The sequence below is a fragment of the Streptomyces galbus genome (assembly GCF_005280195.1).
In the GTDB taxonomy this organism is placed as follows: Bacteria; Actinomycetota; Actinomycetes; order Streptomycetales; family Streptomycetaceae; genus Streptomyces; species Streptomyces galbus.
In genome coordinates this window covers 257,044-283,157 of record NZ_SZPR01000008.1, presented here as the reverse complement: position 1 = coordinate 283,157, position 26,114 = coordinate 257,044, and the positions used below count along the sequence as shown (strand labels likewise).

Below are 26,114 nucleotides of genomic sequence, written 5' to 3'. Positions count from 1 at the left end.
ACCGACAGGTCGGTTCGGGAGGTGGCCAGGCCGGTGGCGATGGCGGGGGCGCGGCCGTGGATGGAGTGCATGCCGTAGGTGTTCATGTAGTACGGGAAGCGGGAGGAGCAGCCGATGCCGGAGACGAAGACGATGTTCTCGCGGGCCAGGCCCAGTTCGGGCATGAAGCCCTGCACGGCGGCGAGGATTGCGTAGTCGCCGCAGCCGGGGCACCAGCGCACTTCCTGGTCGGACTTGAAGTCCTTCATCGACTGCCGGGCTTCCGCCTTCGGCACGAGGGTGAGTGCCTCAACGGGCATGGAGGGCCTCCTTGAGAACCTGCGCGAGCTGTTCCGCCTTGAACGGCATGCCGTTGACCTGTGTGTGCGACCGCGCGTCGACCAGGTACTTCGCCCGGATCAGCCCGGCGAGCTGGCCGAGGTTCATCTCGGGTACGACCACGCGCTCGTAGCGGGCGAGTACTTCGCCGAGGTTGTGCGGGAAGGGGTTGAGGTGGCGCAGGTGGGCCTGCGCGATGGATTCCCCGGCCGTGCGCAGCCGGCGTACCGCGGCGGTGATGGGCCCGTAGGTGGAGCCCCAGCCCAGGACCAGGGTGCGGGCGCCGTGCGGGTCGTCGACCTCGACGTCGGGTACGTCGATGCCGTCGATCTTGGCCTGGCGGGTGCGGACCATGAAGTCGTGGTTGGCGGGGTCGTAGGAGATGTTGCCGGTCCCGTCCTGCTTCTCGATCCCGCCGATGCGGTGTTCGAGGCCGGGGGTGCCGGGGATGGCCCAGGGGCGGGCCAGGGTGTGGGGGTCGCGCAGGTAGGGCCAGAAGACCTCGGTGCCGTCCTCCAGCGTGTGGTTCGGTCCCTGCGCGAACTGCACCCGCAGGTCCGGCAGTTCGTCCAGCTCCGGGATGCGCCAGGGTTCGGAGCCGTTGGCGAGGTAGCCGTCGGAGAGCAGGAAGACCGGCGTGCGGTAGGTCAGGGCGATGCGGGCGGCCTCCAGGGCCGCGTCGAAGCAGTCGGCCGGGGTCCTCGGCGCGACCACCGGGACCGGGGCCTCACCGTTGCGGCCGTACATCGCCTGCAGCAGGTCCGCCTGCTCGGTCTTCGTCGGCAGGCCCGTCGAGGGGCCGCCGCGCTGGATGTCCACGATCAGCAGCGGCAGTTCGAGGGACACAGCGAGGCCGATGGTCTCCTGCTTGATGGTGACGCCCGGGCCGGACGTCGTCGTGACCGCGAGCGACCCGCCGAACGCGGCGCCCAGGGCGGCACCCACCGCGGCGATCTCGTCCTCGGCCTGGAAGGTGCGCACGCCGAAGTTCTTGTGCCGGCTCAGCTCGTGCAGGATGTCCGAGGCCGGGGTGATCGGGTACGAGCCCAAAAACAGCGGCAGGTCGGCCTGGCGCGAGGCGGTGATCAGCCCGTATGCGAGGGCCAGGTTGCCGGAGATGTTGCGGTAGGTGCCGACCGGGAACGCCTGCGCGGCCGGCGCCACCTCGTAGGAGACCGCGAAGTCCTCCGTCGTCTCACCGAAGTTCCAGCCCGCGCGAAAGGCCGCGATGTTCGCCTCGGCGATCTCCGGCTTCTTCGCGAACTTCGTCCGCAGGAACCTCTCCGTGCCCTCCGTGGGGCGGTGGTAGAGCCAGCTCAGCAGCCCCAGCGCGAACATGTTCTTGCTGCGCTCGGCCTCCTTGCGGCTCAGCCCGAAGCTCTTGAGCGCCTCGACCGTCAGCGTCGTCAGCGGCACCCGGTGCAGGTGGTAGCCGTCCAGCGAGCCGTCCTCCAGCGGGGAGGCGGCGTAGCCGACCTTCTGCAGGGCCCGGTTCGTGAACTCGTCGGTGTTGACGATGACTTCGCCGCCGCGCGGGACGTCGGCGATGTTCGCCTTCAGCGCGGCGGGGTTCATGGCGACCAGGACGTTCGGCGCGTCCCCGGGGGTGAGGATGTCGTGGTCGGCGAAGTGCAGCTGGAAGGACGACACCCCGGGGAGGGTGCCGGCGGGGGCGCGGATCTCGGCGGGGAAGTTGGGGAGCGTGGCGAGGTCGTTGCCGAACGACGCCGTCTCCGAGGTGAACAGGTCTCCGGTCAGCTGCATGCCGTCGCCCGAGTCGCCCGAGAAGCGAATGACGACCCGGCCGAGCTGCTGTGTCTGATACGTCACCGGCAAGTGCCTCTCCCGTGGGCGGAATGCGTGGTGCGCGGTTCGGGTCGCGCGGTCGTCACGTGGACGAAGGGGCGGCGCCCGTCGGCGAGCGTAGGGCGATCCCGGCCGTATTTCAATGGGTGTTGAATTGCTCGGGTGAGGTGCGTCCGGGTTTGACCGTCCGGGCGGCGCGGCGTGGCCGGCTGCGGGTTTCGCCGACAACGCACCTGTTCAGGAGGGGTGTTCGGGGTGGCGGGGAAGTGTCTAAGCTTTGACCCCGGAAGTCACGGAGCGTAGAGTTCACGCCAAGGTGAATTCCTGTCTCGGAGGGGTCGCCGCGGGCGGTGCCACGCTGCGGCTCCTGGCCGATGCCGGGCGTGCACGCGTCCTGCGGGGGACTCGGGAACGAGAGGAAGTTCCGCTGTGGCAGAAGCGAAAGGCTTGTCCGACACCCGGCAGGCGATCATGAGGTCCGCCGCGGACCTGTTCGCCGAACTCGGCTACCGCAACACCTCGATCCGGGCCATCGCGGCGGACGCCGGCTGCGACCCGGCGCTCGTGCCGCACTACTTCGACTCCAAGGAGGCGCTCTACAGCGCCGTCATCGCCGACACCGTGCGGCCGGCCGAGGTCCTGCGGGAGGCGCTGCGCCGCGGGGACGCCGGGGCGGCGGAGTGGCTGCTGCGGCACGCGGTCGCCGACTGGGAGGACCCCGAGCAGGGACGGCGCATCCTCGGGGTGCTGCGCTCGGTGCTGGACCTGCCGGTCGCCAGGGAGCGGATGAGCCGAGCCCTGCTGCCCCGCGAGGTCGCCGACTCGGGCGCCGACGAGGTCCGGGTCTGGCTGGTCAGCAGCCTGTTCATCGGCATCATGACCTCCCGTCACATGGGGTTGCTGGACGAGACGTTGTTCAAGGAGGGCGGCGAGGGGGCCGTCGACGCCCTGGCGCCCGTGGTGGAGGCGCTGCTCGGTGCGGGCGAGCCCGACGTCTGAGGTGGCGCCGCCCGTTGGTCGGGCGTCGGTGTGGAACGTCCTGGCGGGCGGGGAGGGGCATCCTCCCCGCCCGTCGTGCGTCGTGCGTCGTGCTCCCGCGGTGTGTCGTCGGCCGGGCTCCGGTCCGGCTCCGCCTGCTCGGTCGGCTCAACTCAGGCCCACCCCGCTGATGTGAACGGACGTTCGGTGTCCGGATCGTGTCCTCATCGGCTTGCGGCGCATAATTCATTGCTCGTAGACTTCATTGGAGAGTGAAATAGCCGGACGGGCGCTGCCGAGAGGGGCAGCGGGCCCAAGGAGGAAACATGGAATCGATCGACGTGGGCGCCAAGGCGGCCGACCCGCCCGGCACTTCGCCCGGTCCGGCTGCGGCCTATGCCGCTCGCTGGGTCGTCCTCGCGGTCACACTGTCCGCGATCTTCATGCAGATGCTGGACACGACCATCACGATGGTCGCCCTGCCCTCGCTCCAGAGTGATCTCGGAGCCACCTTCGCCGAGATCCAGCTCGTCGTCGCCGTCTACTCGCTCGCCTTCGCCTGCACCCTGGTGACGGGCGGGCGGCTCGGCGACATCCACGGCCGCCGCAAGGTCTTCCTGATCGGCATGCTGGGCTTCACCACCGCCTCGGCGCTGTGCGGCGCGGCCCCGAACTCGACCTTCCTGATCGTCTCCCGGGTGTTCCAGGGCCTGTGCTCCGGCCTGATGTTCCCCCAGGTGCTGTCGATCCTTCAGGTCACCTTCTCCAAGGAGGAGCGCCCCAAGGCCCTGGCGATGTACGGCGCTTCGGTCGGCCTGGGCACCGTCCTCGGGCCCGTGCTCGGCGGCTGGCTGATCGACCTGGACATCATGGGCACCGACTGGCGGGCCATCTTCTACGTCAACCTGCCGGTCGGGCTGGTCGCCCTGGTGTTCGGCCTGGTCAAGATCCCCGAGTCATCGGCCGCCGGCGCCCGCCGGCTCGACGTCACCGGTGCGGGCATCCTCACCGCCGGCCTGTTCAGCCTGATCCTGCCCCTGGTCATCGGCCGGGAGCACGACTGGCCGGGGTGGAGCCTGGTGCTGCTGGTGCTCAGCCCGCTGCTGCTGGCCGAGTTCTTCGTCTACGAGAACAAGCTGTCCAAGCTGGCGGACCGCTCGCCCCTGGTGCCGACGAGCCTGTTCCGGGAGCGGTCGTTCACCGTGGGGCTCCTCATCAGCGTGGTGTTCTTCGCGGGCATCCCGTCGTTCTTCATGACGTTCATCATGAGCCTGCAGATCGGCTTCGGTTACACCCCGATCTCCGCCGGCCTGGTCAGCCTGGGCTTCGCCGCGCTCATCGCGATCGGCTCCGCCCGGTCCGCCGCGGTGGTCAAGAGGCTCGGCACCAAGACGCTCGCGCTCGGCACGGGCCTGCTGCTGGTCGGCATGTCCGGCGTCATCGCCACGGTGCACTGGGCCGGCACGGACCTGCACGGCTACCAGCTCGTGCCGTCGCTGATGGTGGCGGGACTGGGCGGCGGCTTCTTCCTCGCGCCGTGCACCGGGATCATCCTGGCCGGCATCCGCTCCCGCGAGGCCGGTTCGGCGTCCGGCATGGTGGCCACGGTGCAGCAGGTCGGCATCGCCATCGGCATCGCCGTCGCGGGCATCCTCTTCTACGGCCTGCTCGGCTCCAACGCCGACGGCGCCAGCGACACCGCGGTGCCCCGGCTCCGCTCCGACCTGGCGGCCGCCGGGGTGCCGCAGGACCAGCAGGGGCAGATCACGCAGGGGTTCCAGACCTGCTTCCACGACAAGATGAACCAGAAGGACCTCACCCGGACGCCGGCGAGCTGCGCGCGCATCAACAAGGAGCTCGCGACCAGTCCGATGCCGGCGGACGTCAAGCACAAGGTGCAGAACGCGGTGCTCGCCAAGGCCGTGCCCGAGGCCCGCAAGGCCAACTTCTCCGACAGTTTCGAGCAGGTCGTGTACTGGCAGATCGGCTGCTTCGGCCTGTCCTGCCTGCTCGTCCTCGCCCTGCCGAAGATCCGACCCGAGGACGTCCAGGACGTCCCGGGCGGGGCGTGAGCGCCGGCGGACCGTGCCCGCCCGCACGTGCCGGGGTGCCTCGTCGGCGGGGCACCCCGGCACGGGTGTGCGAGGGGTTGTGGGGCACCCGCAATACGGCGAGTCCGTCGGGCGCGGGTGCGCCGCGGCCCGTCGTGCACCGTCCCGGCCCGGCGTCCTGGCCGCCGTGCCGGCCGTCCCTGTTCCGCGCCCCCTTCCCTCCGGTGAACCGGTGAACCGGTGAACCGGTGAAAGGACGCTGAGGCCCGTGATGGCCGTTCTGCTGCTCGGTACGGTGTCGGCGCTCGTGTACGCCGCCGCGGCCGTCGCCCAACGCGGTGCCGCCGCGCGGACCGCGCTGCCCGGGGCGCGCGGATACCGGCGCTCGGGCATCTGGTGGACCTCCCTGCTGCTCAACGCCCTCGGCGCGCTGCTGCACACGACCGCCCTGCGCTACGGCAGCCTCGTCGCCGTGCAGATGCTCGGCGTGCTCACGCTGGTCGCGGCGCCGGTGCTGTCGGCCGCCCTGCTGCGCAGCCCGATGAGCGCGGAGCAGTGGCGGGGGACGGCGCTGACGGTGGCCGGGGTCGCCGGGCTGCTGGTGCTCACCCGCTCGGCCGGCTCCGACCGGGCGCCCGACACGGGCGCGCTGCTCGGTGCGGTCCTGCTGACCGCCGGTGTCCTCGGCGTGACCACGGCGGCGGCCGGGGTGACGCGGCGCGGTCCGGCGTCGAGCCTGTGGTACGCGGCGGCGGCCGGCGTCGCCTTCGCGGCGGCGTCCGCGCTGGCGCAGGTCGCCGTGCTGGAACTGGCCGACGGAGACGGGCTGTTGCGGCGGGCCGGTGGCGGTCTGCCGTGGCCGGCGGTGCTCGCCGGGGCGGGCGTCCTCTGCCTGGCACCCGCGGGACTGGCGCTGTGCCAACTCGGCTACCGGGGCGGGCTGGAGGCGCCGCTGGCCACCGTCACCCTGGTCAACCCGGTCTTCGCCACGCTCATCGGCGTGGTCTTCGGGGACCGCTACCCGACGGACCCGGGCACCGCCCTCGCCGCGCTCGTCGCGGCGGTCGCCGCGGGGCGCGGGGTGTGCGTCCTGGCCCGGGCGGAGGCCCGGGAGGGCGACCCGGGGGAGCCGCAGCAGCGGGAGTCGGGGCGAGTGCGGGGCGGTGGCCTCCGGGAGATCCCCGCGCCTGCTGCCGAGTCGGCCGCGGGTCACTTCACGGAGTCAGCCGCCGGCTCCCGTACGAGGGCGGGTTCGGGGGCCGACAGGGCGGCGGCGCCGGGCTCTTCCTGAGCGCCGGGCCGAGTACTCCTAGCGCAGGCCGGACACCCCCGTCCGCCCGTCCGCCCGTCCGACCGCCCGACCGCGCGTCCGCCGGGCTGCGTCGGCTGGGCCCGAGCCCCGTCGGCGCGTTGTGGCCGCCCAGTCGTCACGTCGCCCTGACGTCAGCCCCGTCAGCCCTCTTCCGTGCCCCGCGCCCCCTCCTCCTGGGCGGCCCGGTCGAAGTGGACCTCCAGGGACGGGGTGAGCCAGTCCATGAGTTCGTCGAAGTCCAGCGAGGCCAGCGGCTCCACCTGGAGCACGTAGCGGAGCATGACCAGGCCGGCGAGCTGGGCGGAGACCAGGGAGGCGAACGCCGGTGCCCGGTCGGCGTGTTGCGGGACGATGCGACGCAGGCACGTCGCGAAGGCGTCCTCGATGCGCTCGCGGAAGACGTGGGCCACGGCCTCGTCGGACAGTCCGGCACGGTAGACCGCCACCATGGCCGGCCGGGTCGTGGCGTCCTCCCAGTAGGACAGGAAGGTGCGCGCGACCCAGGCGCCGGGGCCCTTGGCAACGCTGTCGAGATTCTCCTCGCCGAGGGAGTCGAAGAGGGCGGCCATGTCGACGCGGGCGGCGACGGCGTCCTGGAAGACGCCCTCCTTGTTGCTGAAGAAGTGGTGGATGAGCGCCGGGTCGACGCGGGCCTGTTTGGCGATCCCGCGCATGGTGGTGCCCGAGTAGCCCTTGGTGGCGAAGAGTTCCAGCGCGGCGTTGAGGATCTGTTCCCGTGTGTCGCTCTGCCCCGGCCGGCGTCCGCCGCCACGCGTCGGCCGTCGCCCGCGACCCCGGGCGCCGCGGCCGCGCGGGGCGTCGCGGTGCGGGTCGGGGATCCCGCCTTCCGAGCTCATGGGGGCCCTCCGACATCTAGCTCCGACAGCTAATTCATGGTGCGCGGAAATCTACGCTATCAGCATCTCACATGCGGTGACTGCCAGGTAGGGAGCATTCCGGTGGGCCACGCGGGTGTCCAGGAGCGCGTCGGGGCGGCTGGCCGGATCCCGACCGCCCCCCGCGCCGTGGCGGGCGGAAACCGCCCCCGGACGCGGCCGGGGCCGCCGTCCCGCGCGTCCAGATGGTGACGCGCGCAACGGCGGCCCCGGTGCCCCGGCCGGCCCCTGTTCCGTGCCGACCGGTCGGTCAGCGTTCGACGCTGGGCAGCACGGTGGCGCCCGGGGTGAGGACCCGCTGCACCATGTGCGGTGCCCGCCGCTTCGCCCACAGCAGCACCTTGAGCCGCTTGAGGGGGGTGAAGTTGTAGTAACGGTCGGCCGGGTCGCCGAAGCCGAACAGCGGGGGGACGAACGAGGCCGTACGCAATTGGCCGAAGATCCGCTCCGCCGCGGCCCCCGGTGCCAGCCGCTGGTCGGCGACCTGGCGCAGCAGGCGGTCCGTGTCGTCGAACAGGGCGACGAAGCCGGCGTAGACCGGGAACCACAGGCCGGCGCCCCGGTGGCGGCCCAACTCCCGCCACTGGTCGGGGCGGTCGCCCGTCGCCAGGGCGTCGTTGCGGGCGCGCTTGAGGGACAGGGCCGCGAACATCGAGTGCAGCAGCCACACCCGGCAGAAGGCGTTCCACAGCCGGAAGTCGCCGGTCGCGGTGAGGGCGGAGCGCAGCAGCCGCTCGCCGTGCTCGATCAGCGTCGCCTGGAAGACCTCCAGCGGCCGGAACCGCTCCGTCGACCAGTCGCCGTCGCGGGCCGCCGCGATCAGGTGCGCGGCCGCCTCGTGGACGAGCTCCGCGGTCAGGGTCACGTCCCGGGAGAGCGTGAAGTCGCAGCGCACGGCGGAGCGGTCGAGGACGACGAAGCCGTCGCCGACGGCGCGGGTGGCCGCGTACTGCCAGGACTCGGCGCTCGCCCACGGGCGCACGGCGCTCGCCTCCGCGAACTGCCAGGCCAGGTCCGGGAACTGCCGGACCAGGTGCTGGAAGTCCTCCTCCGGCGAGGCCGACCGCTGCGGCCACTGCTTCGCGTCGAGGCTCACCGCGACGCTCGTCAGCGCGCCCTCCCCGGTGCGGTCCTCGCCGAACGGCACCAACTGCATCCAGCCGCCCGGGAAGACGACCTGCGTGGTGCCGCCCGTCCAGGGCGTGCCCCCCGCGCCCGGGTCCACGCGCCGCTCCAGCGGGCGTACGCCCCTGAGGTGCGCGGTCAGCACCCGCGAGGAGTGCCGCAGCGGACGCAGCGCCGGCTCGGGGCCGAGGCGGTCGAGGAGCGGGGCGTCGGGGCCGGACATGTCGACGACGAACTCGGCGCCCAAGGCGCTGCCGTCGGCCAGCTCGACGACGAAGTCGCCCGCCTCGCCGGTGACGTCGGTGAGGACCGGACGGTTCGGGGCCGCCTTCGCGCCGTGGCGCAGGGCCAGTCGGTGCACCCACGCGTCGACGTCGGGCCGGTACAGGTGCGACTCGCCGTGCTCGCTCGGCACGTTGAACTGCACGACCTGGTGCGGGCGCACCCGGCTGCCGGGGCGGGCGTAGACGAAGCCGATGCTGCGCTTCACGCCCGAGGTGCGGCGCACGTCGTCCGGCAGCTCGCCGAAGTGCCCGAGCGCCGACAGCTCGGGCACACCGTAGCGCCGGGCGAGCAGTTCGAAGACCTCCGCGGTGTACGGCACCGTCGTCTCGCCGGCCGGGACGTCGGCGTCGTGCGGCGAGTCGACGAGCACGGTGTCGATCCCGGCCCGGGCCAGGATCGCGGCCAGCATGCCTCCGCCGAGGTGCGCGCCGAGCACGGCGACCTTGTGCCGGGGCACGGACCGGGCGGTGCCGGGGGCCCGGTCCGGACGCGGGGCGCCTTCGGAGGCCGGTGCGGTACCGGTGGCCGGCGCGGACGCCCGCGCCCCGCCCGCCGGTGGTCGGGTGCCGTGAGCCTGTGGCTCGGGGGATTCCGTCGCCATCGGACGGGGTCCTTCCTGTGGTACGGGAGCGGTCGGGCGGTCCGGTGCGGGGCCCGGGCCGGACGCGGCGAGCGCAGCGGGGCGGTCGCCGTCGGGGTGTGCGGGCGTGGGGCCGTCGCCGTGGGGGCGCGCCGGGCTCTCCGGGTCCTCGGCCGGTTCGGGCGGCAGCGCCGACTCCGCGGCGCCGACCGTCTCCGCGCCCTCGTACCAGGCGGGGCCCGGGTCCGCGGGCCCGGGGGAGCGGGGTTCGGCCGGTGCCCGGCGGGTGAGCAGGTCCTTGGGCGTCACCCGGCGGCGACCGCGCTGCGCGGGCACGCCCACACGGGCCGGTGGGCTCGCGCCCGCGGCCGCGGCCTGGCCCGCGCCGGCCCCCGGGACCGCGTCCGGGCCACCCGCACCCCGCCCGGCACTCGCACTCCCGCCGACCGGACGCCGGCCCGAGCCGGTGTCCGGCCCGGGCGGTTCGCCCGTGCGTCGGGCCGGGCCGCTGTCCGGTGCGGGCGGTCGGCCCGGACGCCGGGCCGAGCCGGTGTCCGGCCCAGTGGCTGGGTGCGGACGTTGGATCGAGCCGCCGTCCGGCCCTGTCTGTTCTCCCGGGCCCGGGCGTCGGGACGAACCGCCGTCCGGCCCGGCCCCCTTGGTGTCCTCGGACATCGCCGCACCCCTCAGCCGGTGCGGTGGAGGCGGGAGCGGAGGAAGCCGCCGAGGGCTCCGGCGACGATGGGGCCGGTGTCGGGGGCGGCCGAGCCGTGGCGGGCCCAGCGCATGGTGCGCAGCATGCGCGGCGGACTGGGGTTGTAGAAGCGGTTGTCCGGGTCGTGCAGGCCGAACGGCGGCGGCGCGTAGCCGTCGTCCTGGAGGAGGTCGAACAGCTCGCCCGTCGCCCGGTCCGGTGTCATCAGGCCGGCTTCGACGTCGCGGCACGCCGCCCACGCGGCCTCGGTGACCTTGTTGAAGCCGACGCTCGCCGGGAACAGCGCCCCCGGGTGCGGCTGGGCCTCCAGCTCGCGCCAGATGAGGTGGTCCCCGCTGCGCTGGAAACGCACCAGCGCGTCCTGGGCGTTGAGCGTGCCGAGGACCGTGCCCAGCGCCCACATACGAAACGTCGCGTTCCACATGCCGTAGTCCCGGAAGGACGTGAACGAGGACGACACCACGTCGTCGTGGGCGCGCACCAGGCCCTGCTGGAGCGTCTCCACGTGGGCGAAGCGCTCCGCGGAGAAGTCGTCGTCCTTGACGGCGTCGATCAGCCGCCAGGCCAGGGAGTTGACCACGTCGGTGGTGTTGGTCAGGCCGCGCGAGTACAGCGCGTCGACGAAGCCGGCCGCGTGCGAGGTCAGGCACCAGCGGTCGCCGACCACCTTGCTGGAGGAGTACTGCAGGCGTCCGGTCGACACCCACGGCCGGGCCGCCCGCGCGTCCTGGAACTGCGGTGCGATGGCCGGGAACCGTTCCAGGAACTGCGCGAACTCCTTCTCCGGGGCGAGGTCGGTCTTCGGGTGCTTGCGCGGGTCCAGGGTGAGGCCCACGCTGCACAGCCGGTTGGTGGCGCCCCGGTGGTTGTCGAAGGGGATGACCCACACCCAGCCGCCGTCGAACACGTGGTGCAGGGTGCCCTGGTGCCAAGGGCTGGGGTTGTCGTGCTTCAGACCCGCGGGGCAGTCGTCGTACGGCCGTACCCCGATCATGTGGGTGAACAGGGTGCGGGAGTGGGTGCGTTGCTGCGGCACCTCGTCGCGCAGCCCGAAGGTGCGGGCCAGCGGCGAGTTGTGGCCGCCCGCGTCGACCAGGTAGCGGGCGCGGATCGCGGGGCCGTCCGCCACGCCGAGGGTGACGCCGGAGCCGTCGACGTCGACGTCGGTGACCCGGGTGTTGAGGCGGGGGGTCGCGCCGTAGCGCAGCGCCACGTTGAACATGTAGGCGTCGACGTCCTGGCGGAACATGTGCGACTCGGTGGACAGGGCCACCGGGATCACGAACTGGTTGATCTCGCGCGGGTCCTGGGCGCGGCCCTCGCGGTGGTAGACGAAGCCGAAGTTGCGCTTCTGTCCCGAGTTCGACGACACCTTCGAGCGCATCGTGGAGAAGTGGCTCAGGTGCGCGATCTCCGGCACGTCGTAGCGCGCGGCGAGGATGCGCAGCATCACGGAGGTGTAGGGGATCGTCGACTCGCCCACGGCGAAGCGCGGGTGGGTGCCCGCGTCGATCAGCACGGTCCGCACACCGTGGCGGGCCAGGATGGCGGCGAGGACGGAACCGGCGATGCCGGCGCCGAGGATGGCGACGTCGTGGTCCGCCGGACCGGGCGGGCCGGACGCGGGCGTCTGCTGCATGATGCTCGTTCCTCCAGAGTCGAGGCGGATCTGTGGTGCGCGTGTGGGGGGCCTTCTGGGCGTGGGGGAGGAGCGGGCCCCGGCGCGGTGGCCGGGACCCCGGGCCGGTCAGGCGGCCGGCTGGGCGGCGGGCGGTTCGGGGGAGCCGTGGGCCGCCCCCGGTGCGGCCTGTCGCGGTGCGCCGTCCGGCGAGGGGTGTTCCTTCTCGAACAGGTCGAGCAGGAAGGCGTCCCAGTGGATGCCGGGGCAGGCGAAGAAGTCGCGGCTGCTGATCTCCAGGCGCAGGTCGTCCCGGCAGCGGCTGATCAGCTCCATCACCATCAGGCTGTCCAGGCCCAGGTCGGCGAGGCGGGTGTCCTCGGTGAGCGGCTCCAGTTCCATGCGCAGGATCGAGGAGAGCTGCGCGCGCAGGTACTCGCTCAGCGTCGCCAGCCGGTCCGCCCGGCCCAGGCCGAGCAACTTGGCGCCCAGGACGCCCGGTTCACCGTCGGCGGGCGCGTCCGCCGGCGGCGCGGGACGGATCTCCCGCAGGATCGGCCGCTCCCGGCGGGCCTCCATCAGGTCGCGGAAGAGCGTCCAGTCCGCCGAGCACACCGTGCGGTGCGCGACGTCGTCGGCGATCGCCTCGCCGAGCAGCTCCAGCGCGTGCTCCGGGTTGAGCTGGTGCAGGCCGATGGACCGCAGGAACGCCATCACCTCGTCGTCGGCGAGCCCCGACCGGGCGCCCCACGGGCCCCAGCTCACCGTCGTCGCGGCCAGACCGCGCAGCCGGCGCCAGTGCGCGAAGGAATCCAGGAAGGCGTTGGCGGCCGAGTAGCCCGCCAGGTGCTGCGAGCCCCACACCGAGGCGATCGAGGAGAACGACACGAACAGGTCCAGCTCCGCGTCGGCGGTGGCGCTGTGCAGCGCCCAGGTGCCCTCCGCCTTGGGGTGCAGGCAGCGGTCGTACGTCTTCGGGTCGCACTCGCGCAGGAACTGCGGCTCGGACAGTCCCGCCGCGTGCACCACGCCCCGCAAGGGACGTCCTGCCAGGGCGAGTTGGTCGGTGAGGGCGCGTACGGCGGACTCGTCGGCGACGTCCAGCGCCACCACCCGGACGTCGGCGCCCTGTTCCTCGATGCGGCGTACGGCGGCGATGCGCGCGGCCGTCGTGTCGTCGAGGCCGGCCTCGTCCCAGCGGGCGCGCTCCGGCAGCCCGCGCCGGCCGGCCAGGACGACGGTGCCCGCGCCGGAACGCGCCAGCCACTCGCCGACCAGCAGACCGAGGCTGCCCAGGCCGCCGGTGACCAGGTAGCTGCCGAGGTCGCTCAGGCGCGGCGCCGGCCGCTCGCCGTCCGCGGCGGGCACCGCGGCCAGGCGCGGGACCAGGATGCGGCCGCCGCGCCGGGCGCTGAGGTCCTCCACGGTCTCGGTGGCGGGCAGGGCCGCGATCTGCGCGGCCTCGTCGGCGGACCCGGCCGGGTCCAGGTCGAGCAGCCCGCCCCACAGCTCGGGGTGTTCCAGCGCCGCCACCTTGCCCAGGCCCCACAGCGGGCCGGCCGGCAGGCACAGCGCGCGCTGCTCGGGGCCGGTCCACCGGGCGCCGCGGGTCACGGCCCACACCCGGGTCGTGGCCTCCGCGGCCGCGAGTCCCTTCACCAGGGCCAGGAACACGTGCTCGCCCTCCGCGCGGGCCTGCCGCACGGCCCGGGCGTCGCAGTCCCCGGCCGGCAGGTCGAGGGCGGACAGCAGCAGGACGTGGTCGTAGGACGCGGCGTCCGCCACGGACGCCACGGCGGCCTCCGCGAGCGTCACTCGCGCGCCCCGCAGTCCGAGGTGCTCGGCGGCGCCCGCGGCCGCGTCCGTGCCGCCCAGGAGCAGCACCCGCTGCCCGGTCAGGTCGCGCTCCTGGAAGCCGGCCGGGTCCACGGGCCGCCACTCCTCCTGCCAGACGGTCTCCTCGCGCACCGTGCGCGGCACCTCCGGCGCGGGCTGGGCCGAGGCGCGCAGCCGCACGTCGCGCATCGCGATGAGCACGCTGCCGTCGGCCCCCAGGATCTCCAGCCCGCCGCGCAGGCCACCGTCCTCGTCGGCCGGGTCAAGCCAGCCGTGGACGTAGCGGCGGGTGCCCGCGGGCACCGGGGTGGGCGAGGGTGCCGCACCGGGCCGGGGGGCGTGTTCGGACTGGCGCAGCAGACCCAGCGTGAGGTCCAGCAGGGCGCCGCGCGGCAGCCGTTCGGCGGCCTGGTTGACCTCGGCGAGCACCTCGCCGCGGCCCTGGTAGACCTCGGTGAGCACCGGCTCCGCCCAGTCGGGCACCCGGACCGCGGCCGGGTCGACCGGCGCGCAGCGGGCCCGTACGGCGTCCAGGTCGCCGCCCGCGTCCGCTGGCGGGCGGCGCACCAGGACACCGCGGGCGTGCAGCCGCCAGCTGCCGCTCTCGGCGGACTCCACGCCGTGCCGGGAGAAGCACAGGAACAGCGAGCGGCCCTCGTCGTCCTGCGGCAGCACGTACACCCGGATCCGCGCGGGCCGGTGGCCGGGGTCGACGCGCAGCGGCTCGCCCACCACGAACCGGTCCACCAGCCGCGGCTGGGCGCCGGGCAGCTTCGCGGCGCCGGTCAGCGCCCAGTTGCAGAAGCCGCCCGCCGAGACCTGCCGCCGCCCGTCCGGGCCGGTCAGCGTGAACACCTCGGGCAGCTCGTCGAGGTCGGGCGAGAAGGTCGGCGGCCCGGACAGCAGGTGCCCCTCGAACAGGGCGCCCGGGGCGTCGTCCGCGGGCAGCGCCGCGGGCAGGCCCGCCTGCTCGTCGTCGTTGAACCAGTACCGCTCGCGCTGCCACGGGTAGCTCGGCAGCGCGGTGCGGCGCGGCTGTTCGGCGGCGTGCACCGCGTTCCAGTCGACCGGGACCCCGCGGTGGTGCAGGGCGCCGAGGGCCTGGCCGACGATGTGCGCGTCGTCGTGGCCGCGGCGCAGCGAGGGGATCCACGCCACGCCCTCCTCCGGCAGGCAGCGCGCCCCGAGCCCCAGCAGCACGGGCGCCGGGCCCAGTTCGAGGAAGGTGCGGCAGCCCGTCTCGTACAGGGCGGTGACGCCGGCGTGGAACCGCACGGGCGCCAGGACGTGTTCGGACCAGTAGGCGGGGCGCAGTTGCTCCGGGCCCCACTCGCGGCCGGTGACGTTGGAGACGACGGGGTACTTCGGCTCGTGGAAGGCCAGCGTCTCGGTGACCGCCCGGAACTCCCGCAGCATCGGCGCCATGAGCGGGGAGTGGAAGGCGTGCGACACCGACAGCCGGCGGTGCTTGACGCCCCGCCCGGCGAGCAGGGCGACGGCCTTGTCGACCTCCTCCCGGGGGCCCGAGAGGACCACGTCCGTCGGCCCGTTGACCGCGGCGACCGACGTGCCCGGCAGCGGGCCCGCCTCGGCGAGCGCGGCGCGCACCGTGTCCTCGTCGCACACCAGGGTCTCCATCACGCCGCCCTCGGGCAGCGCCTCCATCAGCCGTGCCCGGGCCGTCACCAGCCGGGCCGCGTCCGCCAGGGAGTGCACGCCCGCCACGCAGGCGGCGGTGATCTCGCCGAGGCTGTGCCCGATCAGCGCGGCCGGGCGGACGCCCCACGCCTCCCACATCCGCGCCAGCGCGTACTCCACGGCGAACAGCGCGGGCTGGGTGAACCCGGTGCGGTCGATCCGCCCGTCGTCGGCGCCGCCCGCGAGGACCGGGCCGAGCGGTTCGGGCAGGTGCGCGTCCAGCGCGGCCACGCACTCGGCGAGCGCCTCGGCGAACACCGGCTCGGACGCGGTCAGTCCGGCCGCCATCCCGGCGTACTGCGAGCCCTGCCCGGTGAACATCCAGCCCACCCGGCGGGCCTTGGCGCCCGTCGGGCCGTGCACGCCCACCTGCTCGGCCCGCTCCCCGGCCGCGAACGCCCGCAGCCCCTCGGCGAGTTGCCCCGCGTCACCGGTCACGGACAGGCCGTGCCGCATCCGGGCGCGGCCGATGTGCGTCGAGTAGCAGATGTCCGACAGGGTCCGCGCGTCGGCACCGCGCACCGTCTCCTCATACGCCGTCGCCATCGCCCGCAGCGCCTGCGGGGTGTTGGCGCTGAGCGTCAGCAGGCCCACCGTGCGCGGCGTGCCCGCGCGCGGCGCCGGCTGCGGGGCCTCGGCGATCACGGTGTGCGCGTTGGTGCCGCTCGCGCCGAAGCTGCTCACCCCGGCGATGCGCGGCCCCGACGGCCAGCCGGTCTTCTCCGTGGTCACCTTCAGGTTGAGCCCGTCCCACGGGACCTGCGGGTTCGGCTCGTCGAGGTGCAGGTGCCGGGGCAGCTCGCCCTTCTGCAGGGCCAGCACCACCTTCAGCATGCCCGCCGCGCCCGCGGCCGGCTCCAGGTGCCCGATGTTGGTCTTCACCGAGCCCACCAGCAGCGGCCGGCCCTGCGGGCGGCCCGGGCCCGTCACGGCGTTGAGGGCGGTCAGCTCGATCGGGTCGCCCAACTGGGTGCCGGTGCCGTGCGCCTCGACGTACGACAGCTCGGCGGGGGAGACCCCGGCGTCCTTCAGCGCGGAGGTGATGACGTTCTGCTGGGCGGCCGGGTTGGGCACGGTCAGGCCGCTGCTGCGCCCGTCGTGCTCGGTGGCCACCCCGCGCACCACCGCGAGGACGCGGTCCCCGGCGGCCTCGGCGTCCGCCAGCCGCTTCAGCACGAAGACCGCGCCGCCCTCGCCGCGCGCGTACCCGTCCGCCGAGGCGTCGAAGGTCTTGCAGCGACCGTCGGGCGACAGCGCCCGCAACTTGCTGACCAGCACGAAGCCGTACGGCGACAGCATCAGGTTGACCCCGCCGACCAGTGCCATGTCGCAGGCCCGCGAGCGCAGCGACAGCACCGCCTGCTCCAGCGCCACCAGCGACGACGAGCACGCCGTGTCGATGACCATGCTGGGCCCCTGGAAGCCGAAGGTGTACGACACCCGTCCGGCCAGGAAGCTCGGTTCGCCGATCAACTGGTAGGCGTCGACGTCGGCCATCGAGCCCTTCTGCTGCCGCATCCGCACGTAGTCGCTGGTGCTCGCGCCGAGGAACACGCCGACGCGGCTGCCCTCCAGCTCGGTGGGCGGCAGGCAGGCGCTCTCCATGGCCTCCCAGGCCAGTTCCAGCACCAGGCGCTGCTGCGGGTCCATGCCGGCCGCCTCGCGCGGCGAGATGCCGAACACCGTCGGGTCGAAGGTGTCGACCGGGCCGTCGAGGAAGTGCCCCGCCAGCGTGTACGCGGTGCCCGGATGGTCGGGGTCGGGGTGGTAGAAGCCCTCCACGGGGTGGCGTTCCTCGGGGAAGGGCGCGGTGGAGTCGTGGCCGTCGGCCAGTGACTGCCAGAACTCCTCGGGGCTCGCGCCGCCCGGCAGCCGGCAGGAGAGCCCGATCACCGCGAGCGGCTGTGGGCGCTGCAACTCCTCGACCCGCGCCCGCAGGGTGCGGATGGTGCCGAGGGAGTCCTTCAGCCGGCCGCGCAGGACGTCCTGGCTCGGCTGCTCGGCGTGGCTCTTGGTCATCAGCTCTCCTCAAGACCGAAGTTCTGTGCGTCGGAGATCTCCGCCTCCAACTGGCGCAGCAGTTCGTCGTCGTCCAGTTCGTCGAGTGCGTCGTGCGCGGCGTGCGCGACCGGGGCGTCCTCCGGTGCGGCGGTCTCCTCGGACGCCCGCACCGGGAAGCCGAGCCGTTCCAGCAGGTGCGCGGTGAGCGTCTCGGCGGTGGGGTGCTCGAAGGCGACCGTCGAGGACAGCTCCACGTCCAGCGCCCGCACCAGCCGCAGCCGCAGCGTCAGCGACATCACCGAGTCCACGCCGAGCTCGAAGAAGCCCTGGTCGGAGCGGAGTTCGTCCTCCGCGAGGCCGAGCACGGCGGCCACCTGGGAGCACACCCAGTCCAGCGTGCGGTCCCGGCGCAGCTCCGGGTCCAGGCCCTCCAGCGAGGCCACGAACTCGGTGCCGTCGACCTGGGCCGCCCCGCCCAGCACCGCCGCGAACAGCTCGCGGTGCGGGGCGTCGCCCAGCGCCGTGCGGAACAGCCCCCAGTCGATGTCGGCGACCGCCGTGTGCACGGTGTGGTCCCAGGCCAGCCGGTCCAGCGCGGCCACCAGGTCCTGCTCGGTCAGCGGGGCGATGCCGCTCGACTTCAGCAGTAACGTCGTCCGCTCGTCCAGGAGTTCACCGCCGGTGAGCGGCATCAGCTCCAGGTGGGCCACCGGCAGCCCGCCCGCCCGGCGCCGGGCCGCGAGCGCGCGCAGCGCCCAGTCGGAGGGCGCGGTCGCCCCGGTCACGGCGCCGCCCCAGGTGCCGGGCACCGAGCCCAGCAGCACGAACAGCCCCAGCGGGTCCTTCGCGGTGAGCCGGTGCAGCAGTTCGGCGGTCGCGGCCCGGTCCAGCGCCGCGTGCAGCACCTCGGTGGTCGTCTCCTCCAGCGGTACGGCCGCCCCCGGGGCGCCCGCGCACACCACGCCCGCGATGCCGGTGTCCGCGCGCAACTCCTCGACCAGTGCGGTGAGTTCCTCGCGGGTGCCGTGGGTGGCGGCTGCCCGGACCGTCAGGCCGGCGGCGCGCCAGGCGGTGAGCCGGTCGGGTCCGGGGGCCGGCTCGGGCCGCGTGTCCACCAGGACGATCCGCCGGGCCCCGGCCGCGGCCAGCCAGTCCACGACCGCGGGGGCCAGCGGGCCGTCCGCGCCGGTCACCAGGTGCCAGCGGTCCCCGGGCAGCGCCCGCCGGGTCGTCGCGGCGGGCGCCTCGGCCCGCACCAGGGCGCCGGTCCAGGCCCGCGCGTGCTCGATGCGCACGTGCTCGTCGCCGGGCGCGCCCAGCAACCGGTCGGTGAGGGTGCGCAGTTCCTCCGCGCTGCCGTGGGTGAGGTCGACGTGGCCGCCCCAGGCGTCCGGCCGGGTCATGGCCAGGGTGCGGCCGAGCCCCGCGTGGCCGCCCTGGGCACCGTCCGGGTAGCCGGTGTGCCCGGTGGGCAGCAGGGCGTTGCGGGTCACCAGCCACAGCCGCGGCACGCTGCCCCCGGCGTCGGCCAGGGCCGCGGTGAGCGCGACCGTGGCCTGCCAGCCCTCCGGGCGCGAGTCCAGGTCCTCCAGCGGCCACAGGTCCACCAGCGCGCTGGTCGGTTCGTTGGCGTGCACGGCGAGCAGCGTGTCCCAGGCGTCGCGGTCGGCCGGGTCGACCACCAGGTCGTGCGGCCCGCCGGCGGTGCCCGCCGCCGTGGAGCGCACCCGCCGTACGTCACAGCCCGCCGCGCGCAGGTGCTCCGCGACCGCGCCGGCCAGGTGGTCGGTGTCGCCGCACACCAGCCAGCGGCGGGCCGCGGCCGGGGAGTCGTCGCGCGGCGGCGCGTGGCGCTCGGCCGGCCGCCACACCATGCGGTAGAGCATGCTCTCCAGCCGGTCCGCCCCCGCATCGGCCGCGCGCGGCGGCTCGACGGGGGCCAGCCGCAGCCCGGCCAGCTCCACCACGGCCCGCCCGGCCGCGTCCAGCACCACGAGGTCCGCCTCGACCGTGCCGTCGCCGTCCGCGCGCAGCGCACCGCGCCGCACGCGCACGGTCCCGTCGACCGCCGCCCGCACCCGCACCGAGGCGAGGGCGACCGGCCGCGTCCGGGTGCCGTCGGCCGTCAACCACACGGCCAGATTGAGGAGTTGCTCGGGAAGCCGGTGGCGCGAGGCGCCGTCGGGGAGGCGTACGGCCGCCTCGGCCTCGCCCCGGCCGCTGCCCGCGGACTCGACCACCGTGCCCGGGAGCGCCTCGGACAGCTCGGCGCGCAGGGGCTCGTCGTCGGCCAGGTCCGCCCGGGCGGTGCGGGACGGCTCGCGCGGCAGCCCCTGGGCGAAGCCGTCGTCCAACTCGGCCGTCAGCGCGGCCTCGTGGGGCGCGTTCTCGGCCGTCGCCCGCAGCACCAGGCTGCCCCGCCGGGTGTCGACCACCGCCTGCAGCGCCGTCCGGCCGTCGCCGTCGGTGTCCGGGGCCGGGCCGAACCGCACCCCGCCGAGGGCGGGCGCCGCCGATCCCGTGGCGGCCGCCGCGGCGAGCGCCGCCTCCAGCAGCGCCGCCGCCGACACCGTCGTACGGGAGCCGTCGGACACCGTCTGCCACGGGCTGCGGGTGCCGTCCACCGTCACCGGAAGCAGCGCCGTCCAGGGCGCGTGCGCCGGGCGGACCGGCGCCCCGACCAGACCGGAACGGGCGTCCGGGCGGTCCGCCGGGGCCTCGGGCAGCCAGTGCTCCTTGCGCTGCCACGGGTACGGCGGCAGGTCCACGACCCGGCGCCCCGGGCCCGCGAACGCCGCCCAGTCGACCGGCACCCCGTGCGCGTGCAGCGCCCCCAGGGTGGTCAGCAGCGCGCCCACCTCGTCCTCGTCGCGCACCAGCGACGGCAGCACCAGCGGGCGCCCGGCGCCCGCCGCCGCCAGGGACTCCTCGGCGCCCGACACCAGCAGCGGGTGCGGCGAGATCTCCAGGAACGCCCGCTCGTCGGCGTCCTCGACCGCGCCCACCGCGTCCTGGAACCACACGGTGTCGCGCAGGTTGCGGCCCCAGTAGGCGGCCGTCAGCTCGGTGCCGGCCAGCTCGCCGCCGGTGACGGACGAGTAGAAGGGGATCCGCGCCGGGCCCGGCACCAGGTGGGCCAGGCCCGCCTCCAGCCGTACCCGCAGCGGGTCCATCAGCGGCGAGTGCGGCGCGACCGGCACCTTCACCCGGCGCACGAACACGTTGGCCTCGGTGAGTTCCTCGGTCAGCTCCTCCAGCGCCTCCACGTCCCCGGCGACGACCGTCGTACGGGGGCCGTTGACCGTGGCGATGCCCAGCTTGTCCTCGTACAGCACCAGGTAGGGCGCCAGTTCCTCGCGGCCCAGCCCGACGACCACCGAACCGCCCGTGCCGACCAGCGTGTCCAGCAGCCGCGAGCGCAGGCACAGGATCTCCGCGGCCTGCCCCAGCGTCAGCGCCCCGGCCGCCCAGGCCGCGGCCACCTCGCCCATGCTGTGCCCGACCACCGCCGACGGCTCCACGCCCCAGCTCCGCCACAGTGCGACCAGCCCCACCTGCACGGCGAAGATCAGCTCCTGCGGGATGCCCTCGTCGAAGGGCCGGCTGTCCGGTTCCCCGCGCAGCGACGCCAGCGGCGACCAGCCGATCCGGGTGCGCATCTCCTCCTCGCAGGCCAGCACCGCGTCCCGGAAGACCGGCTCGCTCTCCAGCAGGGCGCGGCCCATCCCGGCCCACTGGGAGCCGAAGCCGGAGAAGACGAACACACAGCCCCGGGCGGTGTCCGCGGTGCCGGTGAGCACCCCGGGGTGCTCCTCGCCGCGGGCCAGGGCGCGCAGGGCCGAACGGACCGCGACGACGTCCCGTCCCACGGCTACCGCGCGCTGCTCCAGGTGGCTGCGGCGCGCCCCGGCGGTGTACGCCAGGTCGGCGAGGTCCCGCGCGCCCGCCGTCTCCAGCAGCGTCAGGTACTGCCGGGCGGCGGCGGGCAGCGCGGAGTCGTGGGCGGCGGACAGCGGCAGCGCGAAACGCTCCGGCGGCTCGGCGGGTGCGGGGGCGGCCGGCGGGAGGGCGGCGGGCGCGGGCGGCTCGGCGACCAGGACGTGCGCGTTGGTGCCGGTGAAGCCGAAGGAGCTGACACCGGCGATCCGGCGACGGTCGGGCTCGGGCCAGGACCCGCTGCCCGCCGCGATCCGCAGGCCCAGCCGGTCCCAGTCGACCTGGCCGGTGGGCCGGGTGGTGACGCCCACGTGCGGGGCGATCCGCCCGTGGTGCACCGACAGCACCGCCTTGATCAGCCCGGCCATGCCGGCCGACGCCTCCAGGTGCCCGATGTTCGGCTTGGCCGAACCGACCACCAGCGGTGCCCCGTCGGCGCCGCCCGGGCGCAACGCGGCGGCCAGCGCCCGCAGTTCGATCGGGTCGCCCAGCGGGGTGCCGGTGCCGTGCGCCTCTGCGTAGCCCACCTCACGGCTCGTCAGCCCTGCCTGGTGCAGCGCCTGTTCGATCAGCGCCTTCTGCGCGGTGCCGTTCGGCACGGTCAGCCCGCTGCTCCCGCCGTCCTGGTTGACCGCGCTGCCGGGCAGCACCGCGTACACCCGGTCGCCGTCCGCCAGGGCGGCCGACAGCCGCTTCAGGACGACGGCGCCCGACCCCTCGCCGCGCAGGTAGCCGTCGGCCGCCTCGTCGAAGGTGCGGCAGTGCCCGGACGGCGACAGCGCGCCGCCCGCCGACACCGACACCGGGATGACCGGGCTGAGGATCACGTTGACCCCGCCGGCCACCGCCAGGTCGCTCTCCCCGGAGCGCAGGCTCTGCACGGCCAGGTGCACCGCGGTCAGCGAGGAGGAGCAGGCGGTGTCCACGGCCATGCTGGGACCGGTCAGCCCCAGGAAGTACGACAGCCGTCCGGCCGCCCCCGCGAAGGAGTTGCCCGTGCCGTAGTACAGGTCGACCTCCTCCAGCCGGCTGCCGACGTGCTGGGAGTGGTCGTTGCTGTTCATCCCGACGAACACGCCGGTGGCCGAGCCGCGCAGCTTCTCCCGGGTGGCGCCCGCGTCCTCCAGCGCCTCGTAGGCGACCTCCAGGAACAGCCGGTGCTGCGGGTCGAGGCTGCGGGCCTCGCGCGGAGAGACCCGGAAGAACGCCGCGTCGAAGCCGCGCACGTCATCGAGGTAGCCGCCGCGCAGCGAGGTCATCGTGCCGGGCGTCCAGGCACCGTCGGCGAGGAACGCCTTGCCGTCCCACCGGTCGGCCGGGACGTCGCGGATGACCTCGCGGCCGTCGGTCAGCAACTGCCAGTAGGCGTCCACGGAGGGGCTGCCGGGGAAGCGGCAGCTCATGCCGACGACGGCGATGGGGTCGTCGGCGGGCGCGGGGGCCGCGGCAGGGGCGGGGGAGAGGATGACGTCGGCGGCCGCTGCCGCCTCGGCGGTGGCGTCCTCCGGGACCGCGTCCGCCTCGGCCGCCCGCGCCTCGCGCTCCGGCACCGACGGCAGCAGGTGGTCGACGAGTTCGTCCAGGCAGGGCCGCTCGAACGGGGTCGACAGCGGAATGTCCAGGCCGAGTTCGAGACCGAGGCGGTCCACGAACTCCACGATGGTCAGCGAGTCCAGGCCCAGGTCGGCGAAACCGCGCCGGGGCGGGATGCGCCTGGCGGGGTCCTGGCCGAGGACCGAGGCGAGCACCTCGGAGGTGCGTCGCATCAGCGCACGGCGCCGCCGCTCGGGCGACACCGGGGCGGACCCGGTGCCGGTGGACGAGGCGTCCGGCCCCGGTCCGGTGGGTGTGGAGGCGGCAGCCGCGAGGGGTCCGGCACCCGCGGGGGAGCCGTCCGTTCGGGGTCCGCCGGCCGTGGGGGAGGCGTCCGCCGCGACCCCGCTCCGCCTCCCGGCGGGGTCGGCGGCGGACGCGTCGACGTCCCGGCCGGCCCCGTCGGGGGCCGGGGCCGCGGCCGGGAGGTCACCGGCGGCGAAGGGGGTGTCCGCCGGTGTCGTGGGGCCGCCCGGGAGCGGCCCGTCGATGGGGGAGCCGGTGAGGTCCACCTGCCGGGCGGGCCCCACCGGACGCCCCTCGGGGTCGAGGAGCTGGAAGGCGAGCCGGGCCGCGGGCACCGCGCCGTCGGGCACGGCGCCCGGCGCGTACTGGGTGCCGGGCGTGATGCCGGGCAGCCAGAACGACTCGTGCTGCCAGGGGTGGCGGGGCAGCTCGGTGAGCCGGCCGGGCACCAGGTCGTCCCAGCGGACCTCGGCGCCCGCGCAGTGCAGTGCGGCGAGCGAGGCGAGCAGCGCCGCCGGGCCGTCCGCGTCCCGGCGCAGCGAGCCCACGGCGACGCCCTGGCGGCGCAGCCGGCCCAGCCCGTCGTTCAGGGGCCGCACCAGGGTGGGGTGCGGGCCGATCTCCACGAAGTCGGCGCCCCGGTCGGCCAGCAGGCCCGCCACGGCCGGCCAGAACCGCACCGGGCGCAGCACGTTGGCCGCCCAGTAGTCGGCGTCCAGCACGGCGGGCGGGTCCTCGGGCGAGACCGTGGAGACGAACGACGCGGGGCGCGCAACCGGCGGCAGGTCGGCCAGCTCGGCGCGCAGCCGCTCGGCGTACGGGGCCATGGCCGGGCTGTGGAAGGCGTGGTCGCCGGGGACGAAGCGGGCGGACACCGAGCGTTCGCGCAGCAGGTCGGCGATCGCGGTCAGGTCCTCCTCGCGGCCCGCGAGGACGGTCGCGGCCGGGCCGTTGACGGCGGCGACGGTGACCGGGCGTCCGGTGCCCCCGGCGGTGTGCAGGGCCTCGTCCTCGGGCAGCGCCACGGCCAGCATCCGTCCGGTGCCCGCGGCGGCGGCCATGATCCGGCCGCGCACCACGGCCAGCCGCAGCGCGGTGCGCTGGTCGAGGGCACCGGCGCAGGCGGCGGCGGAGATCTCGCCCAGGCTGTGCCCGATCACCTCGGTCGGGGCCGGGCCGCGGGCCCGCCACACGTCGGCGAGCGCCAACTGGACGGCCACCACGGCCGGCTGGGCGAGCTCGGTGGCGGTCAGGTCGCCCTCGGCGAGCAGGTCGCGCAGCGGGGGCAGGCCGGCGTCGCGCAGGACGGCGTCGCTGCGCTCCAGCGAGGCCGCGGCGACCGGGTCGCGGTCCCACAGGTCCAGGCCCATGCCCTGCCACTGGGTGCCCTGTCCGGAGAAGACGAAGACGGTGCGGTGGCGGCGGCGCGGCTCGGCGGTGCCGGTGACGGTCCGCTCGTCGGGTTCGCCCTCGGCCAGGGCCCGCAGGGAGGCGCGCAGTTCCCCGGCGTCGGCGCCGACGACCGTGGCGCGGGTCTCGTGGTGGGTGCGCCGGACCGCGGCGGTGTGCAGCACGTCGGCCAGCGGCTCCTCGCCCTCCAGGGTGTCCGCGAGGTCGCGGGCCCGCTCGCGCAGCGCGGTCTCGGTGGAGCCCGACAGCAGCAGCACCCGGGGGCTCTCCCCGGTGGCGGCGTCGGGGGTGCCGCCGGCGGGGCTGTCGGCGGGGCCGGGGGGCGCCGGGGACAGCAGGACGTGCGCGTTGGTGCCGCTCAGGCCGAAGGCGCTGACCCCGAACAGGGTGTCCTCGCCCGCCTCGACGGGCACGGCCTCGGCGGAGATGCTCAGGCCGCCGTCCTGCCAGGCGATCGCCGGGTTGGGCGTGCCGAGGTGCAACTGGGGCGGCACCAGCCGGTGCTGGGCGGTCAGGGCGGTCTTGATGAGTGCGGCGACCCCGGCGGCGGCGTCCGTGTGACCGAAGTTGGCCTTGTGCGAGCCGATGCGCAGCGGCCGGTCGGCGGGCCGGCCGGGGCCGAACACCTGCTGGAGCGCGTACGCCTCGATCGGGTCGCCGAGCGGGGTGCCGGTGCCGTGGGTCTCGACGAACGCGACCTGCTCGGGGCTCGCCCCGGCCCGGGTCAGCGCGTCGCGCAGCAGGGCCTCCTGCGCGGAGGCGTTCGGCACGGTCAGGCCCGCGCTGCGGCCGTCGTGGTTGAAGGCGCTGGACCGGATCACGGCGAGCACCCGGTCGCCGTCGGCGAGCGCGTCGTCCAGGCGCTTGAGGACCACCACACCGCAGCCCTCGCCGCGCACGATGCCGTCGGCGGCGGCCGAGAACGGCTTGCAGCGGCCGGTCGGCGACAGCGCCTGGACCTTGCTCATGAACACCGACAGCTCGGGGCTGGCGAGGACGTTGACGCCGCCGGCCAGCGCGGTGTCGGCCTCGCCGCTCGCCAGGCTGCGGCAGGCCAGGTGCACGGCGACCAGCGACGAGGAGCAGGCGGTGTTCACCGCGAGCGCCGGCCCGTGCAGGCCCAGGGTGTAGGCGACGCGGCCGGCGGCGAAGCTGAACTCCTTGCCGCTCGCGTAGTACGGGTCGATCGTCCGGATGCCCCGGGTCTTGGAGTGCAGCAGGGTGTAGTCCATGCCGAGCAGGCCGAAGAACACCCCGGTACGGGACCCGGCCAGCCGCGGCTTGGTCTGTCCGGCGTGCTCCAGGGCCTCCCAGGACACCTCGAGCAGCAGCCGCTGCTGCGGGTCCATCTCGCGGGCCTCGCGGAAGGAGATGCCGAAGAAGTCCGCGTCGAACGCGTCGAGTCCGGGCAGGACGCCGGCCCAGCGGCAGTAGCCGGTGCCGGGCGCCGAGCCGTCCTCGCTGACGTACTCCGGTCCCCAGCGCTCGGGCGGGATCTCGCCGATGACGTCGACGCCGTCGCGCAGGACGCGCCAGAACGACTCGGGGTCGACCACCCCGCCCGGGTAACGGCAGCCGATGCCGACGAGGGCGATGGCCGGGTCGGTGCTGGTTGCGCTGCGGGCGGGCATGGGTCCCCCTTGGTGGAGTGCGACGGGCGGGTGCGTGGGTGCCGGCGGGACGGGCCGCGGCGGGCGGCCCGGGTGACGG

General features: G+C 75.0%; 9 protein-coding genes and 1 pseudogene. 3 read left to right on the top strand and 7 right to left on the bottom strand.

From position 1 onward, the window contains the following. Positions 1-299 (bottom strand): annotated as a pseudogene (locus tag E4U92_RS05685) (2-oxoacid:ferredoxin oxidoreductase subunit beta); the annotation flags it as partial. Next, positions 289-2,154, bottom strand: coding sequence for a 2-oxoacid:acceptor oxidoreductase subunit alpha (locus E4U92_RS05680; RefSeq protein WP_137299137.1), 1,866 nt, complete (start codon positions 2,152-2,154; stop codon positions 289-291). The pseudogene E4U92_RS05685 and the gene E4U92_RS05680, both read right to left, overlap by 11 nt. Before the next feature lie 399 nt (positions 2,155-2,553). Here E4U92_RS05680 and E4U92_RS05675 point away from each other — a divergent pair, with 399 nt between their 5' ends. The 3 genes from E4U92_RS05675 (at position 2,554) to E4U92_RS35795 (ending at position 6,444) form a co-directional block, all read left to right on the top strand. After that, a complete protein-coding gene (locus E4U92_RS05675; RefSeq protein ID WP_137299136.1) occupies positions 2,554-3,123 on the top strand; it encodes a TetR/AcrR family transcriptional regulator in 570 nt (189 codons plus the stop codon). Positions 3,124-3,428: 305 nt separating this feature from the next. After that, positions 3,429-5,174 (top strand): MFS transporter, encoded by a 1,746-nt coding sequence (locus tag E4U92_RS05670; protein ID WP_137299135.1) that lies wholly within the window; start codon positions 3,429-3,431, stop codon positions 5,172-5,174. 247 nt (positions 5,175-5,421) lie between these two features. Then, complete coding sequence (locus E4U92_RS35795; RefSeq protein ID WP_168725039.1) at positions 5,422-6,444, top strand: DMT family protein; 1,023 nt, start codon at positions 5,422-5,424, stop codon at positions 6,442-6,444. A 161-nt stretch (positions 6,445-6,605) separates the two neighbouring features. Here the strand turns inward: E4U92_RS35795 and E4U92_RS05660 are convergent, their stop codons facing one another. From E4U92_RS05660 to E4U92_RS05640, 5 genes are all read right to left on the bottom strand, one after another. Then, on the bottom strand, positions 6,606-7,322 hold the full coding sequence (locus E4U92_RS05660; RefSeq protein WP_137299134.1) for a TetR/AcrR family transcriptional regulator: 717 nt from the start codon (positions 7,320-7,322) through the stop codon (positions 6,606-6,608). Positions 7,323-7,611: 289 nt separating this feature from the next. Beyond that, on the bottom strand, positions 7,612-9,687 hold the full coding sequence (locus E4U92_RS05655) for an NAD(P)/FAD-dependent oxidoreductase (RefSeq protein ID WP_137299133.1): 2,076 nt from the start codon (positions 9,685-9,687) through the stop codon (positions 7,612-7,614). Positions 9,688-10,037: 350 nt separating this feature from the next. After that, complete coding sequence (locus tag E4U92_RS05650) at positions 10,038-11,705, bottom strand: NAD(P)/FAD-dependent oxidoreductase (protein WP_137299132.1); 1,668 nt, start codon at positions 11,703-11,705, stop codon at positions 10,038-10,040. Positions 11,706-11,813: 108 nt separating this feature from the next. After that, complete coding sequence (locus tag E4U92_RS05645) at positions 11,814-17,237, bottom strand: type I polyketide synthase (RefSeq protein WP_137299131.1); 5,424 nt, start codon at positions 17,235-17,237, stop codon at positions 11,814-11,816. After that, the gene (locus E4U92_RS05640) at positions 17,237-26,035 is read right to left on the bottom strand and encodes a type I polyketide synthase (RefSeq protein ID WP_137299130.1); all 8,799 of its coding nucleotides are present in this window, start codon (positions 26,033-26,035) and stop codon (positions 17,237-17,239) included. Before E4U92_RS05640 ends, E4U92_RS05645 begins: the two co-directional genes overlap by 1 nt. Between the last annotated feature and the right edge of the window lie 79 nt (positions 26,036-26,114).

Coding starts and splice junctions, on each gene's coding strand:
- E4U92_RS05670 (WP_137299135.1), top strand. CDS start 3,429: ATGGAATCGATCGACGTGGGCGCCAAGGCGGCCGACCCGCCCGGCACT.
- E4U92_RS05660 (WP_137299134.1), bottom strand. CDS start 7,322: ATGAGCTCGGAAGGCGGGATCCCCGACCCGCACCGCGACGCCCCGCGC.
- E4U92_RS05650 (WP_137299132.1), bottom strand. CDS start 11,705: ATGCAGCAGACGCCCGCGTCCGGCCCGCCCGGTCCGGCGGACCACGAC.
- E4U92_RS05645 (WP_137299131.1), bottom strand. CDS start 17,237: ATGACCAAGAGCCACGCCGAGCAGCCGAGCCAGGACGTCCTGCGCGGC.
- E4U92_RS05640 (WP_137299130.1), bottom strand. CDS start 26,035: ATGCCCGCCCGCAGCGCAACCAGCACCGACCCGGCCATCGCCCTCGTC.